Consider the following 19,299-nt stretch of genomic DNA (forward strand, 5'->3'; position numbering starts at 1 on the left):
CCGTGGTAGCTCAATGGTGGAGCACTCGGCTGTTAACCGATAGGTTGGAGGTTCGAATCCTCTCCACGGAGCCATTTATATTTTAGGGAACTTTATAAGAGTAGATAAATTATCTATTGTTATAAAGTTCTTTTTTTGCTTTGAATGATGTAATTATTTCGTAACCATTTTTTAACTTATTGTAAAGATTAATAAATATAGATTTTATATAATTTTATTAAAGATAAGTAGTTAGGAAATGAGGCATTAAGATGATAGCAAAAGAAGTAAAAAGAAGAATTAAAAAAATAAGAATGATAAGAAAATCTATAATATTTATTATATCAATTATAGTAAGTATGACCATTATATTTCAATTTTTTGATAGATTAAATAAATGTAATGGAGAAGCCTATAAAAAAGTAGAAGTTTTAACTAGTAATAATAAAGAAATAAATGAAAAAATAGAAGAAGATATATCTACCGTAGAAAATTCAGGATACATTAGATTAGAAGATGATATAAATGCAGATGATGTCTCTGATATTTTACCTAAGACTATGTATAAATGGAACTTTTATCGAGAAGATAATAGAAAAATAGCTTATTTAACTTTTGATGATGGACCATCAAAACATAGTACTGATAAGATATTAGATATATTAAAAAAGAATAATATTAAGGCAACATTTTTTGTGTTAGGTTCATCTATAGAAAATAATAATAATTCATCTGAAATATTAAAGAGAATAGCAAAAGAAGGACATGCTATTGGAAGTCATGGATACTCGCATAATTATTCTAAGCTTTATCCAAATAGAATTGTTGATGTAAAAGCAGTTATAGAAGATTTTCAAAAGAATGATATGCTTTTAAAAGAGGTTTTAGGAAAAGATTTTTCAACAAGATTAATTAGGTTACCAGGAGGACATTCTAGTTGGAAGGGGACAGAAGCGTTAGATAATGTACTAAATGAGATGGGAATATGGCAAGTAGATTGGAATGCATTAAATGGAGATGCTGAGGGAATAGATTTTCCTAAGGATGTACTATTAGAGAATTTAAAAGAAACTGTTGGAGATAAAGATATTGCAATAATACTTATGCATGATACAGATAATAAAAAGGGAACTGTGGAATATTTACAAAGTGCAATAGATTATTTAAAATCTCAAGGATTTGAATTTAGAACATTAAAATAGTAAGATGTTAAATTTAATATATTAGAAAAAATATAAACTAAATAGTTACTTTTTATGGTAAATTTAGCTTCTTATTTCTATATTTAGGGTATAATTTAATTAGACATAATATAAAACTTAGTTAAGAGGTGAGTTAATGAATAAAATTTTATTAGTAGAAGATGAAGAAAGCATAAGGGGATTCTTAAAAATAAATTTACAAAGAAATAATTTTAATGTTATAGAAGCATCCAGTGGAGAAGAAGGTATAGAATTAGCTAAAAAAGAGAGACCTAAAATAGCAATCTTAGATGTTATGTTACCAGGGATAGATGGATTTATGGTATGTAGTAAATTAAGAAATGATTATCCTGAAATGGGAATTGTAATGCTTACAGCAAAAGGGCAGGATATGGATAAGATTATGGGATTAGAGTATGGAGCAGATGATTACATAATTAAGCCTTTTAATCCTATAGAAGTAGTTTTAAGAGTTAAAGCATTACTTAGAAGATTAGGAGAAGATGAAAAGGAAAAGCTAGAGCTAGGACCTTTTATAATAGATTTATATTCACAAAAAGTTTTGAAAAATAATATAGAAATAGATGTTACTCCAAAAGAATATTTACTTATGAAAATATTCTTAGAAAATCCCAATAAAGCTTTTACTAGAGATGAACTTCTAGATTTAGTATGGGGAGAAAATTATTTTGGAGATGCAAAAATTATTGATGTAAATATAAGAAGATTGAGAGCTAAAATTGAAGATAAACCTTCAAGGCCTGATTATATTGAAACTGTATGGGGGATAGGTTATAGGTGGAAAGCAAGGGATTAAAAAGTATAAGAAATCAATTGTTAAGAGGAATTGTAATAATAATTTTCTCAACAGTAGTGGTATTAAATATATTATTAATGGTTTTTATTAGAAAGTATTATTATGATAATATGGAAAATATATTGAAAAGTAGAATAGAAGTATCTATGAATTTTTATAATAAATATTTTTCTTCGCAAGAATTAATTGAAAATGTTTATGATAATGTAGATGCATTTTGGAATGAAAATAATGCACAAGTAGAAATATTTGATGTAGATGGTAGCTTGCTTATGGATTCAATAGGTATAAAGGATGAGAAACTTATAAATGCGCCAGATGTAAGTAAAGCATTAAAAGGAGAAGTTTCAAGGTGGGTAGGAAAAGTAAATTATTACGATAAAAAGGTTATGGCTGTATCATATCCACTAGAAATTGATGGTGAAATAATAGGAATAATGAGATTTATAACATCATTAGAGGAAATAGATGGAATTATAACGAATATAATGATTATATTTGTTAGCATATCAATTGGCGTACTATTAATAGGAGTTACATTAAGCATAATATTAGCAAACAGTATAATAAATCCAATTAAATATTTAAACAAAGTAGCTGAAAAAATGGGAAGTGGAAATTTAAGTGTTAGAAGTAAAATAGATAGTAAAAATGAAATAGGTCAATTATCAAATACATTAAATTTTATGGCTAATGAAATATCAAGAAGAGAACAATTAAAAAATGAATTTATTTCTCAAGTTTCTCATGAATTAAGAACTCCACTAACAGCTATTAAAGGATGGACTATAACTCTAAATAATGATGAAACAGATAAAGAAACCTTAAAACTAGGTTTTGATATTATAGAAAAAGAGACAGATAGGCTTTCATTAATGGTAGAAGAACTTTTAGATTTTTCAAGATTAATAAACGAGAATGTACGATTAGAGTTGAAAAAAATTAATATTGGAGATTTTCTAAAGCATATAGAATCATTTATGGCACCAAGAGCTAAAAAGGAGGGTATTAATTTAGAATTTATTACAAAGGATGATGTAAATATAAGTATAGATAGTAATAGATTAAAACAAGTTTTTATAAATTTAATAGATAATTCTTTAAAGTTTACTGAAGCTGGAGGAAATATCAAGTTTGAAACATTTATCTTAGATAAAAATATCAAGTTTATAATAGAAGATAATGGTTGTGGAATATCTGAGGAAGATTTACCAAGAGTAAAAGAAAAGTTTTTTAAAGGTAAAAATTCTAATTCTAAAAATGGAATAGGCTTATCAATATGTGATGAAATAATAAAGCTTCATAATGGAGAATTTAATATTTATAGTAAGCTCGGAATAGGTACAAAAGTAGAGATTATTATTCCGTTAATAGAGGAGGAATAATATGAATATTATAAAAAGAATAGTATTCGTAATGGTTATTTTTATATTTACATTATCTATAGGTTGTAGTAAAGTAAATGGAAAAGATACTCAATCAATAAAAGCTCCAGATAATGAAAATTTAAGTATAAGAGGTACTTGGAAAATAGATGATATAAATATCTTAGATGATAAAATAGAAAATAAAGAAGAAACATTGTCTCTTAAGAACACTATAATTAGCATATCTAATACTAAGATTTCAATTTTTAATAATATATATAGCAATCCTAGTTTTAAGCTTAAGGTAGTAAAAGATGAATATGTTTTATCATACGAATTAAATTTAAAAATAAGTGATATAGTTGAATCTAAAGAAACAGTAGATGTAATATCCTTAATTGATTCCAATAAGTTAATTGGTGAATTTATAGTATTAGATGAGAATAGTGGATATTTATTTTATTCTGGAATATTATTAAAGTTATCTAAAGAAGATATAAATCCAACAGAAGTTGATATGGCTAATAGTAAATTTGAAGCAGAAGTTTTAGTTGAAGATTATAATAGCGATGTTGGAGTCATGCTTGCTTTAAAGACACCTAGAACAAAAAATGAAGATGGGACATACACAAATGAGACTTATAGGACACTTTGGATATCCTTTAAAGATAATGAAATTCAAACAGTAATTCAAAAGGATAATATTATTTTTCCAAGATTAAATGGAATATGGACAATTGAGAAACTGGTTGAAGAGAAGAATGACAAGCATATTGAATATTTTCTATCTAGACCTATTGATGGTAAATTAGATTCATATATAGTAGAAGATTCGAATGTAAGTATATATAAAAATATTAATTTTATTTCAAATGACTACATATCAATAGAAAAATATGAGGGAAATGAATTTAGTAATGAATTCTCTATATATCAGACAATTCCTATTGATAATATAAATTCTAAGCATGGGTTAAGTATAGAAGAAATATACTCAAATGAAGTAAATGAAAAGTATGAAAGAGATTTTAATGAGGCCTTTGAAAATTTAACAAAGGAAAATGCAGAAAAATCTATTAATATAGTTGATTTTACTAATTTTACCCTAAGAAGAGTTGAAGGAAAGTGGACATTAATAGGATCAATACTTAAAAATGATGGTAATGAAGAAAATATTGACTATAAAATATCTATAAGTCCAAGTAAGAAAATATTAAATTATGATAGATTATTAATTCCATGGAAGAATTTAAAGGGGAGATTTCCTTTTATAGATGATGCTTATACATCTCCTACAGGAAGGATTGCACTTATAATATTTGATAATAAACTTTTAATTTATGAAATGGAAGATAGAAATATAAAAGGTAGCCCATTATGTTATATAAATTTAAATCAAGATGAGAAAGTTATCATGTCAGAGTGGTCAAGTGGCTCTTACGTTGATACATGGTCAAAAGCTTTTAAAGATGGTATAGAAATAAATATGGAGGAGGATTAGATTATGTTGAAAAAAGATATATTATCTAGCGTTTTAGCTAGATGTCTAATAACTGGTGGAGATTTTGCAGAAATATTTGAAGAAGATACTATAGATACTTCTATAGGTATTTTAAATGGAAAGGTTGAAAATTCTATATCCGGAAGAACTCATGGTATAGGAATTAGAATTTTTAAAGGATTTAAAAGTGTATATGCTTACACTAATAATACTAGCTTAGCTTCTTTATTAGATACAGCAGAAAAAGCTGCGTTAGCTCTTGGAGAATTAAAAGAGGATATAAGTATAGTTCTAAATAGAAGAGAAGTATTTAATAATAATAAGATTATATATGTTCCATCTTCAATTTCAATAGATAAGAAAATTGAAGTAATGAAGAGAGGATATAAAGCAGCAAAGGAATATCATGATGAAATTTCTCAAGTATCTGTTGGATATTTAGATAAGGAACAAAATATATTAATAGCTAATACTGAAGGTTTACTAACTGAAGATAGAAGAATTAGAACAAGATTATCAATAAGTTCTGTTGCATCAGCTAATGGTGAAAATCAAACAGGTTTTGAGGGACCAGGAGCTCATAAGGGATTTGAATTATTTGATGATATAGATCCTGAATATTATGGAAGAGAAGCATCAAGAGTAGCTCATACAATGTTACATGCAAAGACTTGCCCAGCAGGAAAAATGCCAGTTGCTATTGATAATGGATTTGGAGGAGTTATTTTCCATGAGGCTTGTGGCCATTCATTAGAAGCTACTGCTGTTGCAAAGGGAAATTCAGTATTTACTAATATGCTAGGAAAGCAAATAGCATCAACAAAGGTTACAGCTATAGATGATGGAACTATTCCTAATGCTTGGGGTTCATTAAATATAGATGATGAAGGTAATAAAACTAGAAAAAATGTATTAATTGAAAATGGAATATTAAAAGGATACTTAATAGATAAATTAAATGGTAGAAGAATGGGCATGGAAGCAACAGGAAGCTCAAGAAGACAAAATTATAAATATGCTCCTACATCAAGAATGACGAACACTTATATTGCAGCAGGAAATGATGATGAGGCAGAAATAATAAAGTCAATTTCAGATGGATTATATGCAAAGAAAATGGGTGGTGGTTCAGTAAACCCAGTAACAGGAGAATTTAACTTTGCAGTATCTGAAGGATATATAGTAAGAAATGGTGAAATACAAGAGCCTGTAAGAGGAGCAAGTCTTATAGGTAAAGGTAGCGAAGTATTAATGAATATAGATATGGTTGGAAAAAATTTAGAACAAGGACAAGGAATGTGTGGTTCTATATCAGGAAGTATTCCAACTAACGTAGGTCAGCCTATGATAAGAGTAAAAGAAATTACAGTAGGTGGAAGATAAGGGGGGAAGAAAAGTGGAATTAAAAGAATTTATAAATAAGTTATTTGAAGAAGCTAAGTTAAATGGATTTGATGAATATGAAGTTTATTATGTAGATAGAGAAAGTTTAAGTATAAATGTTTATAATGAAGAGGTAGAAAAATATAATTTAACTACATCTTATGGATTATCCTTTAGAGGAAAAATAAATGGAAAAATAGGTTATTCATATACTGAAATATTAGATGAAGATGCTATAAAAATGTTAGTTAGAAATTCTAAGCAAAGTGCATTAGCAATTGAAAATGATGATGTTCAGTTTATTTATGAAGGTGATAAAGATTATGTAGAAGTAAATTCTTATTATAAGGATTTAGAAAACATTCCAGCAGATAAACTTATAGAGTTAGCATTAAGTATGGAAAAGGAATCTAAAGAATTAGATTCTAGAGTTTCTAGCTTTGGAGGTTGTGGAATAGGATACAATAAATCTAAATATGGAATTATTAATTCTAAGGGATTAAATTTAGAAAATAAATCTAACTTACTAAGTGCATATGTAGTTCCGATTATAAAAGAGGGAGAAAATATGCATGATGGTATGGGATATGCAATTGCAAAATCTTTAGATGAAGTAAATCCTAAGAAATTAGCTGAAGATGGAATAAATGAAGCTATATCAAGAATAGGTGGTAAATCAATTCCTTCTGGTAAGTATAAAACTATAATAAATAACGAAGCTATGGTATCATTATTATCAACATTTGCTGGAGTATTTAGTGGGGATGCAGCTCAAAAGGGATTAAGCTTACTAAAAGATAAAGAGGGCGAAATAATAGCAAGTAATAAAGTAACACTATTAGATGATCCACATTTAGAAGATGGATTAGGATCAGTATCTTTTGATGATGAAGGGGTAGCTACTAAAAAGAAGAATATAATCCACGAAGGAAAGTTAATCACATTACTTCATAATTTAAAAACAGCATATAAAGGAAATACAAAATCAACAGGAAATGGATTTAAAGCTTCATATGCTTCTTCAGTAGGAGTTTCTCCAACAAACTTTTATATTCAAAAAGGAAGTAAATCCTTTGATGAATTATTAGAAGAGGTAGGGGAAGGATTATTAATTACTGAATTTGCAGGACTTCACTCTGGGGCAAATTCTATAACAGGAGATTTTTCTTTAGCAACAAAAGGTTTTTATATTAAAGATGGTAAGAAAGATTTCCCTGTGGAACAAATAACAGTAGCTGGAAACTTCTTTGATTTATTAAAAAATATTGTAGAAGTTGGATCTGACTTAAAATTCCCAATGAGTAGTGTAGGAAGCCCATCAATAAGAGTTGAAGGCTTAAGTATAGCAGGAAAATAGTTTAAACTTAAATATAAAAAAGAAGAAATTCACGTAATGTTGAATTTCTTCTTTTTCTTTTATAATTTCCTTCAGTTTGCAAAGAGATAAACATTGTATGACAGTGACTTGGAGCATATGCGACTGAACAAGAAATATAATGTTTATCTCTTTAAAATAGCATTATCTGCTCTTATCATTTTATCTGAAAGTTCTACAATACTTTTATATAATTCTTTTTCTTCATCTGTAAGATTTTCACCTACAACATCAAGGTTAGTAAGAACAGCAAAGGATTTATTTGTATTTAATAAGTTTCTTCCTAAAGCAGTATTTAAATATTTGTCATTATCTACTCCCATAAGGTATAAAAGTGTTGGCATAATATCTACTTGTCCACCTATTGTTTCAAAAGTCTTGCTTTGAGCCATATCTTTTGACCAAATAATAAATGGTATTGTATGATTACCATTATCTAAGTACCAATCTTCTTTATTAGATAATTTTTCAATTGAGCTATTGTAGTATTTATGAACACCTGTATGATCTCCTTCTATTACAACTACAGTATTATCTAATAAACCTTCTGCATCTAACTGCTCAAGGAATTTACCAATTTGAGTATCTGTGTATTTTATACTTTCAAAGTAACCACCTAGTTCATTTTTATCCAATTCATCCTCTAAGTTTAGAACTCTTTTTTCTTCTGGTAAATCGAAAGGTCCATGACTTGTTAATGTTACAGTAAATGCATAAAAAGGTTCTTGTAATTCTTTAAGCATAGGAACTACTTGTCTAAAATAACTTTCATCAGATATTCCAAGACCTATTTCTTCATCAACATCAAAGGAATAATAATCAACAAATTTATTAAATCCTATTCCTTTAAGACCATTAACATAGTTCCAGAAGGATCCTTTATCAGGATGAATAGCAATAGTATCATAATTCATTTCCTCTAAAAGATTAGGTAAAGAATTATATTTAGCTGATGGGTATCTAAAGAAAGTACTACCCCTTCTTAATGGAAACATTGATGTATTTATCATTAAATCTGAATCGGAACTTGTACCTTCATTTACTTGTTCATAAATATTAGGGAAGTAAAGGCCTGTATTTACTAATTCATTTAAAACTGGTGTTATTTTTTGTCCATTAACTTCCTTATCAATAATAAAGCTTTCTAATGATTCAACTTGAATAACTAAAAGATTTTTTCCTTCTAGCATTCCTGCATATTCATTATCAGGTAAGTTTTCCTTTTGCTCAAAAAATTCATTTATTTTAGTAGTATCTTCCTCTGTAAGTTCATAAGGCATAGAATCTTTATAAACATTGTAGATATCGAATATATGATATCCTATTGGAGAAAAATATCTAGCTGTATTTGTTGGATCATAATTTGAAAAAATATAACCATTTTTGACATCTTCATTTTTTAAAATATGTAAATTAAAAGGAACATAAGCTAAAAATACTATGCTCGATATAAATATTAATAAGAAGCTTATAGGAGCTCTTCTTTTCACTTTTGAATAAGATTTTCTAGTAAAGAATACAAATAAACCTAAAATTATAAAATCTATTATTAATAGAAAATCTGTAGAGCTAAACATTGATGATATTGTTCCTCCCATATTATCAAGGTTAGCTGTTTGAGTTAATAATAATGCTGATGGCATAGTTAAGAAACCTCTAAAGTATCCTAAATCTAAAAGTATTAATGCCGTAGCTATTATGTCAATTATAAATAAATAAATAACTCTTCCTTTACCTTTAAATAATAGTGAAAAGCTAAGAATCACTAATATAAAAGCATAATAATAATTTATAAAAGGTTTTGCTGAATCAAGGCCAAGAGAAAAGTTAAAGCTGTATGGATCTTTATTAACAACATAACCTTGGAACATAATACATTTCAGTACTATAGCGATAAATGGAATTAAGAATAACACAGCTCGCATTACACCATCAAAGCTAGTTATATTATGTAATTTTTCTTTTAGTCTATTTAAAAACTTGTCCAACATACATTTCACCGTATATAACGCACTTAATTTTAAAAGGGCATTATATTTCCTTTCTTTAAATATTGAAACAATTAAATTATAGTATAGAGAATTTTATAAAGCAAACAAGAATTTATTAAATTTTTATGATACAATATATATGTTTTAGTTAACATTAACGGAGGTTATATATGCTTCAATATGATTTAATAATAATTGGAGGGGGAGCAGCAGGATTATCAGCTGGGGTTTCAGCCCTTCAAAATGGAATTAAAAAGGTTTTAATATTAGAAAGAGATAGTGATTTAGGTGGAAACTTAAATTTATTTATTCATGGTGGATTTGGGGAATATTACTTAGGAGAAGAAGTTACAGGACCAGAACTAGCAAGTGAATTAATTAGAGAATTTAAAGCTCAAGGTGGAGAATATAAGCTTGATACAGAAGTGTTAGAGCTAACTACAAGTAAAGTAGTTACTTATGTTAATCCTATTGATGGAATCCAAGATATTAAAGGGAAAGCTATAATAATAGCATCTGGTTGTAGAGAAAAATTCACAGGTAATATAAATATACCAATTCATAAGTATACTGGTATATATACTTTGGTTTCTGCACATAAATTAGTTAACTTTCAAGGATATTTACCTGGGAAGGAAGTTGTTATACTAGGTAAAAATAATTGGTCCTTAATACTAGCAAGAAGGCTATTAGTTGAAGGTGCTAAGGTAAAGGCTATAATAGATGGCTCTAATAAAGGTTTCCTAGATGAAAAAGGAAAAGATTTTATTAGCGGTTTTGATATTAATATAATAAAGAATAGTAGAGTTGTTGATATAAATGGAAATGAAAGAATTGGAAGTATAGATATTGAGAATAATAAAGATGGTACTATAACTAAAATTGATTGTGATTCTTTAATTTTAACTGTAGGACATTTTCCAGAAGTTAATTTTATTAAAAAAGCTAATATTTATTTAAATGATAAAAAGGAAATTTTAGTAAATAACAATGAAACTTCTGCGAAAGGGATTTTTGCTTGCGGAACAGTTTTAACTAAAGATACAGAAATATTTAAAAGTGGTGAAGATGGATTTAAAACAGGAGAAATAGTTTCAAATTATTTAAAGAAGTATTTTTATTAAATAAAAATATCATATTGCTAAATATTAAGTTTAGCAATATGATATTTATTTTAATTAGGGAATATTTTTCTTATAAATTCCTCTAAGAAAATTTTATGACCTTCATTATTAAAATGAATTCCATCTATATAAATATTATTATTTAATGTAAGAGAATAGAAGTCTATAAACTTTACATTATAATTGTTACAAAGATTTATTAAAGCTACTTTAAGATTCTCAAGATTTTTCTCGCAATAATCATAAGTTAATGAGGGCATAAATAATCTTTTAGCATCTTCTTTTATAATTCTAGGAGGTATTCCTATAATTATATCATTTGTTTTAGATAAGGATTCTTTTATCATCAATTCAATATTATCTACAATTGAACTTACTTGGCGATTAGATAATAAATCATTAGTTCCACCCATTATAAAAATTTTATTAGGATTTAAGTTTATAACATCTTCTGTAAATCTATTTAGCATATCTGTAGTTGTATTACCATTTATACCCTTATTAAAGATAGTATAATTTATATTTTTAGATATGATATAATTTTTTAAACCTTCAACCCAGGAGTTACTTTTACTTACTCCATATCCGAAGGTTAAACTATCACCTATAAGAACAAAATTATTATTCAATTAAATCACATCCTCTAAAATAATTTATTAAAGCAATTTCTGCATATTAGTGTTTTTCCACCATTACCTTTTATTAAATTGTCTTCTTTAACTTTCTTATTACAAAACTCACAGGTTGAAGAATTGGTATTTTCTTCTTTTTTATCTTTAGTAGTTTTAAGTAATTTACTAGCAGGAGATTTTCTAAGACTTGTATAAAGCTTTTTCTCACTAGGCTCAATTTTTTCTTCTACAGAATATGAAATCTTATATTTACTTTCACCAAAAAATTCAAGCTCAAAGCGAGGATTTTCTTTATCATAGAACTCTTCTGTAATTATTCTAGTTATTTGGGCATCATTAACAATAAGGCCACTTTTCTCTATACCATCAAAAATACTTTTAGTTATGTTTGCAGTATCAGGATGTCTTTTTTCACTTTTATAATAAACTTTTAATATTGCAATTAAAGATTCTTCAAGAATAACACCTGGATTTTGTAATCTAGCATAATAAGCTATTTTTTCTTCATAGATAGCATACCTATCATTAGAGGTTCCAGTATTGCTAGGTAAAATAGCCCTACCATCTTTGTTATGTAACTTAAAATTAGATTTTGTAATAGGTGATCCCGGTACAACTACTTTAGCATATGTATTCATTAATAAAACTCCTTCAAAAATTAATATATCCTTAAAAATCCATTAATTCTAATAAAAAATAATGAATAATTTTTTTATTCATTATATAATAAACAATGAAACAAAAGAAATATATAGGATATTGTAAAAATCAAATAAATTAAGATATATAATTTATAAACTCAAATTATATATACATCTTTAATATACAATAATTAGATTAGTTTCACAATGTTATAAAGAAATAGAAAGATTAAGCTACGAGGTTAAAAATATGGAAAGTAAATTAATTTTATCAATAGAATCAAGCTGTGATGAAACTTCAGCAGCAGTAGTAAAAGATGGTAGAGAAGTACTATCAAATATTATAGCATCACAAATAGAAACTCATAAGGAGTATGGTGGAGTAGTTCCTGAGGTAGCATCTAGAATGCATATAGAAGCTATTAATGGAGTAGTATTAGAAGCTTTAGATAAGGCAAATGTAAAATTAGATGATATAGATGCAATAGGAGTTACTTATGGACCAGGATTAGTTGGTGCATTATTAGTAGGATTACAATATGCTAAGGGATTATCATATTCATTAAAGAAGCCTTTAGTTGGAGTAAACCATATAGAAGGACATATATGTGCAAATTATATAGAACACAAGGATTTAAAACCACCTTTTGTATCTTTAGTAGTATCTGGTGGTCATACATTTATAGTACATGTTAAAAACTATGGTGAATATGATGTTATAGGCCAAACAAGAGATGATGCTGCAGGAGAAGCGTATGATAAGGTTGCTAGAGCTTTAGGCCTTGGATATCCAGGAGGTCCTAAAATAGATAAGCTTGCAAAGGAAGGAAATGAAAATGCTATTGAGTTTCCAAAGGCAAACTTCCATGATGATACATTAGATTTTTCATTTAGTGGAGTTAAATCAGCAGTTTTAAATTATTTAAATAAATGTAAAATGCAAAATATAGAAGTAAATAAGGCTGATGTTGCAGCATCTTTCCAGAAAGCAGTTATAGAAGTATTAAAGCAAAATGTTTTAAAAACTTGTAAAAGAAAAAATGTAGATAAGATAGCAATAGCAGGGGGAGTAGCATCTAATTCTGCATTAAGAGAAGCTTTAATAAATGCTGCATCTAAGGAAGGCATAGAAGTGTTATTTCCATCACAAATATTATGTACAGATAATGCTGCAATGATTGGAAGCGCAGCTTACTTTAACTTTATAAGAGGATTAGAAGCTCCTTTAAATATAAATGCTAAGCCAAACTTAAAATTATAGTTTGTAAGGGGGATGGGGAGATTGAAACTTTTACCACATTCAAATGGGGTTCGTAAGGTAAACATGAAAAAAGAGTTAAAGCCTAAGGATATAGCTAAAAATATAATTTTGAGTATAGTAGTTATTTTATTTATAGGGTTTATATATCAGAGAGTAAGTAATTTTATAGCAAAAGAAACTTTAAAAGAAAGAGTGGATTATGCAAGGGTAGAAGATAAAAGATTAGATTATGTAACAGATGGAGAAGGAAAATATACAGTAGTTTTCGATGGAAATATAGGAACTAACTTAAATCAGTGGAGTATAATTACAGATAAATTAGTGTCAGAGTATGACGATGTAGTGACATTTACATATAATAGAAGAGGATATGGATTTAGTGATGGTGGACAATCTAGAAGTCCAAAGGAACAAGCAGAAGATTTAAGAGCATTATTGAAAAAAGCAGCTGTTCCATCTCCATATATTTTAGTAGGAGAGGAATATGGAAGTTTGGTTTTAACTGAATTTGCAAAAGCTTATCCAGATTTAGTAGCAGGTATAGTTTTAGTTAATCCTTTAGTAGAAGATGAAATTAATACAGATAATTTTAAAAAGAGTTTAATTTTAAAAAAAATAAGATCTAGTATTGAAAAATTAGGCTCTCAAGTTGGATTTACAACTTTACTTGATAAAATGAATTTAAGTTTAAATACTGATGAGTTTGAAAACATGTTAGATGAAAGAGAACTTGAAGAATTTAAAGTACATAGAACAAAATTTAGTTATAATCAAGCTGTTAATAATGAGTACAAAAATATAACTTCTGGAAATAATACTAGCCAAGAAGAAGGTATTTTTAGTGGAAAGCCATATTATTTAATAGCCAAACCAGGTCAAGAAGTTTTGGCAAATTTAGGAGATGAAAATTTAACTAAAGTTTATAATATCAAATATGAAAATAATATAATAGCTATGTATGAGCCTGATACTGTAATAACAGGAATAAGACAAGTTATGAAACAAGCAAACGAAATAGAAAGACTCCAAAAGAAAAATAAAACAAGTTAAAATTATTGGATGATTGTCATATAATTGTAACAAAGAAGGGTTATATTAATAATTATAGTAAGGAATTATTAATAGTTAGGAGGATTTCAAAATGAATGAAGATAATATATATGACGTAGAAAACTATGAAAGTGTGAATAAGGGGGATAATGAAGAATTTGAAGAAAGTTTTAGTGAAGAGCATAAGACTTTTGAAAGTGATTCATATGTACATCCAATAAATAATATATCAGATAAACCTAAGAAAAAGAAAAGAAAAGGCACTTTTAAAATTATAGCATTAGCTCTTATAGCAGGATTAATTGGTGGAGCTATTGGAAGCGGAAGTGTTTATTACCTAACAAAGAATAATCAATCAGGAAATAGGGTTATAACAGCTAATCCTCAAACATTTAGCACTGATTCAGAAGCATTAACTGCTAGTGAAGCTTTTGATAAGGTAGCACCAGCGGTAGTTATAGTTTCAGTTAGTGGAGTAATTGATTATAGTGGAATTATACCTCAAGAAACTGAAGGAATAGGATCAGGATTTATAATAAATGAAGAAGGATATATATTAACTAACTATCACGTTATAGAAGGCGCTAAAGAAGTTACAGTAACATTATCTGATGGAAATGAAGTTAAGGCAAAGGTTGTAAATTATGATTCAAATAGAGATGTTGCAATGCTTAAAATAAGTGATGATACTGTTAAAGTACCAGCAGTAGCTGAACTTGGTGATTCGGATGCATTAAAGCCAGGTGAACAAGTTATAGCAATCGGAACACCTTTATCTAAGGAGTTTAATCAAACTGTAACTAGTGGAATTGTAAGTGCTGTTAATAGAAATGTTGAAACAAGTTCAGGTCAACAAGTAAACTTAATTCAAACTGATGCAGCTATAAATCCAGGTAATAGTGGTGGTCCTTTAGTTAATACAAAGGGAGAAGTAGTTGGAATTAACAATATGAAAATTGCATCTGATTCTGTTGAAGGAATAGGTTTCTCAATTCCAATAAATGAAATTAAGGATAGAATAGAAGCATTATCTAAGCCAATATTAAACTTAGGTATTTCAATAAGAGAAATTACTTCTGATCTTTCAAAACAACTTAAATTAGAAGAAGGATTATATATAGTTGAAGTTACAGAGTTTTCACCAGCTGAAAAAGCAGGATTAAAAGGTGGAGATTTAATAGTTAAATTTGATGGTAAGAGAATTAAAACTTTTGAAGAATTAAAGGAAATAAGAGATACTAAAGAAGAAGGCGATGTTGTTAGTGTTGAAGTTATAAGAAACGGAGAAACTAAAACATTTAATGTTCAGCTAGAAGCAAAAGAATAGATAAATAAAACAAGGGGTTGTCTCACAAAGGCAGCCCCTTTAATAATAAATAGATATAAATATATGATGTTAAAAAAATTGCTTATTTTTATTTTGCAAAAATAGAATTAATAAATCACATTTTGTTATTAATGGAATAGACTATAGTATAAATAAAACTTATATTTATAAAACTTAGGAGGCAAGATTATGAGCGGAAGAATAACATCATGTGAATTAAAGACAGGATGCAACGAACAAATTGAAGCAATCGTTAGATTACCGGAGGAAAAGAGATCAGTTATATTTGGAACAGTTTTAGACTGCAATAGAATGCCTGTAGTTGATGCAGTAGTAAAATTACTACAAGTAGTTGAAGGATCTAGATATCCTTATCCTTTAACTCATACTTTCACAGATTGTCACGGCCAATTTTTATTAGGACCATTATGCCCAAATACAAAGTATATGTTAAAGATATATAAAGATAATATAGTAATAAGATATACAGAATTAGAAACAACTTCTTATAATGGTAAGTGTATAGGAAAACCTGACAATAATTGTGATAATAAACCTGGAGATAATGGCTCTGGTTGCTGTAATTGTTAAGTTTTAACTTAAATAACAAAAAAAGCTCCTTTTAGGGGCTTTTTTGTTTTGTCTGTTTTTGATAGAATTAGCTTAACTTGAGTTAGGAGTAGAATAATAATGGAAAAAATAATGTTATACATAATATCTGCATTTTTTATTATAGGAATATTTGATTATATTCTAGGTGGAAAATTTGGATTAGGTAAAGAATTAGAAAATGGAATAAAAAGTATGGGATCTTTAGCGATATCAATGGTTGGAATTATTTCTATTACACCTATAATTTCAGAGGGATTAAATAAATACATAATTCCAAGATTAAATATTAATTTAATAGATCCAAGTATAATATCATCTTCTTTAATAGCAGTAGATATGGGAGGATATAAAATAGCTGAAGCAATAGGAAGAAGTAGTGCAGAAGTATATTTTTCTGGGATTTTAATATCTTCTATTTTAGGATGTACAATAAGTTTTACTTTACCTTTAGCGCTAGGGATAATAAAAGAAGAGGATAGGGATGTTTTGTGCAAAGGGGTACTTTGTGGAATAGTTACAGTACCTGTTGGGTTATTTATAGGCGGCATTTTACTTAGAATACCAATAATGATTATTTTTAAAAATTTATTACCAATAATAGTTATATCATTATTTATAATAATTGGTCTAAAAAAAATTCCGAATAAAATGATAGCCTATTTTGAAAGACTGGCAAGATTTATATTTATAATAGGGTTAATAGGGCTAGGAATTCAAGGAATTACATCAATAACAGGAGTAGTTATAATTAAAGGATTACTACCAATAGAAGAATCTATAATTATAGTAGGGAAAATTGCAATATTCTTAGCTGGAGCAAATGTAATGCTAAAAGTAATAAAAATAATATTTGCTGAAAAAATAAATAAGTTAAAAGAAGCACTAGGAATAAACACTGAATCAGTTACATCTCTCATAGGTAGTTTAGCATCTGCAGTAATAGTATTTACTGACTTTGATAAGCTGGACAATAGGGGGAAGATAATATGCTCAGCTTTCTCAGTATCAGGTGCATATGTATTTGGTGGACAATTAGGATATGTAGTTACAGAAGCTAAAGAAGTGGTATTTATTTATATATTAGTAAAGCTTATAAGTGGATTTTTAGCAATTATTTTAGCTATGAAAATTAGTAAAGATTGTGTGATAGAGGAAAAAAATCGAGCTGTTAATAATTAACAGATCGATTTTTTTTATAACTTTTTAGTTAGCTAATGTAAAATCTGTATTAGTTAACGTAAATACTGATCTTATACCATCAGTTATATAAATTTTATTATCTTTAGTTACAAATATAGCATCGATACCATCTATAGAATTTACAAATTTCATACCTTCGTCAACACCCATAGCAAATACTGATGTAGATAATGCATCTCCATCAACAGAAGTATCGCTTATTATAGTTATACCTGCAATTTCATTGTCATAAGGATAACCAGTTTTAGGACTTAAAATATGGTGATATTTGATTCCATCTTTTTCAATGTATCTTTCATATATTCCTGAAGTAACAATAGATTTATTACTAGTTTTAATACTTCCAATTATCTTTCCACGATCAGAAAAAGGATTTTGGATGCCTACATTCCAGTCACTTCCATTGACTTTTTTACCATGAGTAAATACATTACCACCTAAATTTATTATGGCACTTTCAACGCCTTCTTAAGTTAGTATATTTGAAATTACATCTGCAGTGTAACCTTTAGCAATTCCACCTAAATCAATCATCATTCCAGGTCTTTTTAAGAAAACAGTTTTATCATTTTCATTAAGTTCAATATCGCTATATCCTATTAAAGGAAGTTTTTCATTTATTTCTTCTTGAGTAGGAACTTTAGCCTCAGGAAGTCCAATATTCCAAAGCTTAACTATAGGTCCTACAGATATATCAAATAAACCATTGGAAAGTTTAGCATATTCAATACCCTTTTTTATTATAGTATATGTATCATCATCTACTTTAACAGGTTTAATACCTGCCTCTGCATTTATTTCATCAACCAAAGTTCCGTTTTCATTAATACTTAGAGTTTTTTCTAAATCTTTAACTTTTTCAAAAACTCTATCTAAAATTTTCTCATCATTACTATCATAAAGAGATACATCTACTACAGTACCCATTAGAACCTCACTTCTTGATAAAGGAGTAGTGACTTTGTTATCTTTTGAACAACCAGCCAATATTCCAAGAGAAAAAATTAACAAGGTCAAAAATATCAAGTTTTTTCTCAAATTTTTAATCATAAACATCCTCCTATTTTTTTTATTATTATAATTAATTTTTTAAACTATTGTTTTATATTTATATTATAAGTAAAAAAATAAAAAATAACAAAAGACTTTAGGGAAATTCCCTAAAGTCTTTTTATATAATAATTAATTATTTAGCGCTTTTTAAAGCTTCTTCAGCTAAAGTTTTGAAGTTGTTAGAAGTACTAGTAGCACCTGTTACAGTATCAACTGAAGCAACATCTTGCTTTTCAACTAATGATTTTTCTAAAGCTGGGAATGCTTCTATTGGATTAGTTCCACTAACTGATTTCATTTTTGTGTTGTATTCTTCATTGTCTAATTTGCTAACGCCTTCGCTTGAAACTTCATCGTATTTAACAGTAGCAATTTTACCATCTTTAACTTCTATTTCTATTGAAGCAGTATTACCTTTATCATCTGGTTGACCTTGAGCTGTATATGTTCCGTCTTTTAATCCAGCTTCTTTACTTCCGCATCCTACAAATACAGTAGTAGCTAAAGCAGCAACTGCTAATAAACTTACAATTCTTCTTGATTTCATAATAAAATCCCCCTTAAATTTCGGTTAATAATATTGAATTGTTTTCAATTACTAGTTCATTATACACAAAATAAATAAGTTTTGATATTCAACTTTCTTATGATATATAAGGTAATGCTAATACCGTTAAATAATAAACAAACATCTATAATTGGCTAAATATAAGGGGTTACAAAGAAAAAAACTAAAAAAATACCGAAAAAAATTGTTAAAAAAACTACAAAAAAGTATATGTTA

16 protein-coding genes and 1 pseudogene are annotated in these 19,299 nt (G+C 27.6%); 12 read left to right on the plus strand and 5 right to left on the minus strand.

Annotation, left to right across the window (positions count from 1 at the left end; genetic code table 11):
• Positions 1-251: 251 nt before the first annotated feature.
• The 6 genes from H9660_RS08235 to H9660_RS08260 all read left to right on the plus strand — a co-directional run bounded on the left by H9660_RS08235 (position 252) and on the right by H9660_RS08260 (position 7,606).
• Entirely contained in the window at positions 252-1,181 is a 930-nt protein-coding gene (locus H9660_RS08235) for a polysaccharide deacetylase family protein (protein WP_191749900.1), read from the plus strand.
• 136 nt (positions 1,182-1,317) lie between these two features.
• Entirely contained in the window at positions 1,318-1,998 is a 681-nt protein-coding gene (locus H9660_RS08240) for a response regulator transcription factor (RefSeq protein ID WP_191749901.1), read from the plus strand.
• The gene (locus H9660_RS08245; protein ID WP_341479583.1) at positions 1,980-3,383 is read left to right on the plus strand and encodes a sensor histidine kinase; all 1,404 of its coding nucleotides are present in this window, start codon (positions 1,980-1,982) and stop codon (positions 3,381-3,383) included. Before H9660_RS08240 ends, H9660_RS08245 begins: the two co-directional genes overlap by 19 nt.
• Position 3,384: 1 nt before the next feature.
• Positions 3,385-4,866 (plus strand): hypothetical protein, encoded by a 1,482-nt coding sequence (locus H9660_RS08250; protein WP_191749902.1) that lies wholly within the window; start codon positions 3,385-3,387, stop codon positions 4,864-4,866.
• A gap of 3 nt (positions 4,867-4,869) precedes the next feature.
• A complete protein-coding gene (locus H9660_RS08255; RefSeq protein ID WP_191749903.1) occupies positions 4,870-6,249 on the plus strand; it encodes a TldD/PmbA family protein in 1,380 nt (459 codons plus the stop codon).
• Positions 6,250-6,262: 13 nt separating this feature from the next.
• The gene (locus tag H9660_RS08260) at positions 6,263-7,606 is read left to right on the plus strand and encodes a metallopeptidase TldD-related protein (RefSeq protein ID WP_191749904.1); all 1,344 of its coding nucleotides are present in this window, start codon (positions 6,263-6,265) and stop codon (positions 7,604-7,606) included.
• Between the two features lie 143 nt (positions 7,607-7,749).
• Here H9660_RS08260 and H9660_RS08265 read toward each other — a convergent pair whose 3' ends face one another.
• A complete protein-coding gene (locus H9660_RS08265; protein WP_191749905.1) occupies positions 7,750-9,615 on the minus strand; it encodes an LTA synthase family protein in 1,866 nt (621 codons plus the stop codon).
• A gap of 170 nt (positions 9,616-9,785) precedes the next feature.
• On the opposite strand from H9660_RS08265, the gene H9660_RS08270 reads away from it, so the two are divergent.
• Positions 9,786-10,739, plus strand: coding sequence for an NAD(P)/FAD-dependent oxidoreductase (locus H9660_RS08270; protein ID WP_191749906.1), 954 nt, complete (start codon positions 9,786-9,788; stop codon positions 10,737-10,739).
• A gap of 50 nt (positions 10,740-10,789) precedes the next feature.
• Here the strand turns inward: H9660_RS08270 and H9660_RS08275 are convergent, their stop codons facing one another.
• The gene (locus H9660_RS08275; protein WP_191749907.1) at positions 10,790-11,368 is read right to left on the minus strand and encodes a GDSL-type esterase/lipase family protein; all 579 of its coding nucleotides are present in this window, start codon (positions 11,366-11,368) and stop codon (positions 10,790-10,792) included.
• Positions 11,369-11,382: 14 nt separating this feature from the next.
• Positions 11,383-12,009 (minus strand): RusA family crossover junction endodeoxyribonuclease, encoded by a 627-nt coding sequence (locus H9660_RS08280; RefSeq protein ID WP_191749908.1) that lies wholly within the window; start codon positions 12,007-12,009, stop codon positions 11,383-11,385.
• Positions 12,010-12,262: 253 nt separating this feature from the next.
• On the opposite strand from H9660_RS08280, the gene tsaD reads away from it, so the two are divergent.
• The 5 genes from tsaD (at position 12,263) to eutH (ending at position 17,441) form a co-directional block, all read left to right on the plus strand.
• On the plus strand, positions 12,263-13,273 hold the full coding sequence (gene tsaD, locus H9660_RS08285; RefSeq protein ID WP_191749909.1) for a tRNA (adenosine(37)-N6)-threonylcarbamoyltransferase complex transferase subunit TsaD: 1,011 nt from the start codon (positions 12,263-12,265) through the stop codon (positions 13,271-13,273).
• A gap of 21 nt (positions 13,274-13,294) precedes the next feature.
• A complete protein-coding gene (locus H9660_RS08290; RefSeq protein ID WP_191749910.1) occupies positions 13,295-14,323 on the plus strand; it encodes an alpha/beta fold hydrolase in 1,029 nt (342 codons plus the stop codon).
• 91 nt (positions 14,324-14,414) lie between these two features.
• Complete coding sequence (locus H9660_RS08295) at positions 14,415-15,650, plus strand: S1C family serine protease (RefSeq protein WP_191749911.1); 1,236 nt, start codon at positions 14,415-14,417, stop codon at positions 15,648-15,650.
• A 189-nt stretch (positions 15,651-15,839) separates the two neighbouring features.
• Complete coding sequence (locus H9660_RS08300; RefSeq protein ID WP_191749912.1) at positions 15,840-16,241, plus strand: carboxypeptidase regulatory-like domain-containing protein; 402 nt, start codon at positions 15,840-15,842, stop codon at positions 16,239-16,241.
• Between the two features lie 99 nt (positions 16,242-16,340).
• Positions 16,341-17,441 carry an ethanolamine utilization protein EutH gene (gene eutH / locus H9660_RS08305; protein WP_191749913.1) on the plus strand — a complete coding sequence of 367 codons (1,101 nt, stop codon included), beginning with the start codon at positions 16,341-16,343 and terminating at the stop codon, positions 17,439-17,441.
• Positions 17,442-17,465: 24 nt separating this feature from the next.
• Here the strand turns inward: eutH and H9660_RS08310 are convergent.
• Both H9660_RS08310 and H9660_RS08315 read right to left on the minus strand, forming a co-directional pair.
• A pseudogene (locus H9660_RS08310) lies at positions 17,466-18,509 on the minus strand (FAD:protein FMN transferase).
• 139 nt (positions 18,510-18,648) lie between these two features.
• The gene (locus tag H9660_RS08315; RefSeq protein WP_191749914.1) at positions 18,649-19,062 is read right to left on the minus strand and encodes an FMN-binding protein; all 414 of its coding nucleotides are present in this window, start codon (positions 19,060-19,062) and stop codon (positions 18,649-18,651) included.
• Between the last annotated feature and the right edge of the window lie 237 nt (positions 19,063-19,299).

The organism is Clostridium gallinarum, from assembly GCF_014836325.1.
Lineage (GTDB): Bacteria > Bacillota > Clostridia > Clostridiales > Clostridiaceae > Clostridium > Clostridium gallinarum.

Excerpts from the sequence above, each read along its gene's own strand:
- H9660_RS08295 (WP_191749911.1), top strand. The coding sequence starts at position 14,415 with ATGAATGAAGATAATATATATGACGTAGAAAACTATGAAAGTGTGAAT.
- H9660_RS08250 (WP_191749902.1), top strand. The coding sequence starts at position 3,385 with ATGAATATTATAAAAAGAATAGTATTCGTAATGGTTATTTTTATATTT.
- H9660_RS08235 (WP_191749900.1), top strand. The coding sequence starts at position 252 with ATGATAGCAAAAGAAGTAAAAAGAAGAATTAAAAAAATAAGAATGATA.
- H9660_RS08255 (WP_191749903.1), top strand. The coding sequence starts at position 4,870 with ATGTTGAAAAAAGATATATTATCTAGCGTTTTAGCTAGATGTCTAATA.
- eutH (WP_191749913.1), top strand. The coding sequence starts at position 16,341 with ATGGAAAAAATAATGTTATACATAATATCTGCATTTTTTATTATAGGA.
- H9660_RS08300 (WP_191749912.1), top strand. The coding sequence starts at position 15,840 with ATGAGCGGAAGAATAACATCATGTGAATTAAAGACAGGATGCAACGAA.
- H9660_RS08265 (WP_191749905.1), bottom strand. The coding sequence starts at position 9,615 with ATGTTGGACAAGTTTTTAAATAGACTAAAAGAAAAATTACATAATATA.
- H9660_RS08315 (WP_191749914.1), bottom strand. The coding sequence starts at position 19,062 with ATGAAATCAAGAAGAATTGTAAGTTTATTAGCAGTTGCTGCTTTAGCT.
- H9660_RS08240 (WP_191749901.1), top strand. The coding sequence starts at position 1,318 with ATGAATAAAATTTTATTAGTAGAAGATGAAGAAAGCATAAGGGGATTC.
- H9660_RS08270 (WP_191749906.1), top strand. The coding sequence starts at position 9,786 with ATGCTTCAATATGATTTAATAATAATTGGAGGGGGAGCAGCAGGATTA.
- H9660_RS08280 (WP_191749908.1), bottom strand. The coding sequence starts at position 12,009 with ATGAATACATATGCTAAAGTAGTTGTACCGGGATCACCTATTACAAAA.
- tsaD (WP_191749909.1), top strand. The coding sequence starts at position 12,263 with ATGGAAAGTAAATTAATTTTATCAATAGAATCAAGCTGTGATGAAACT.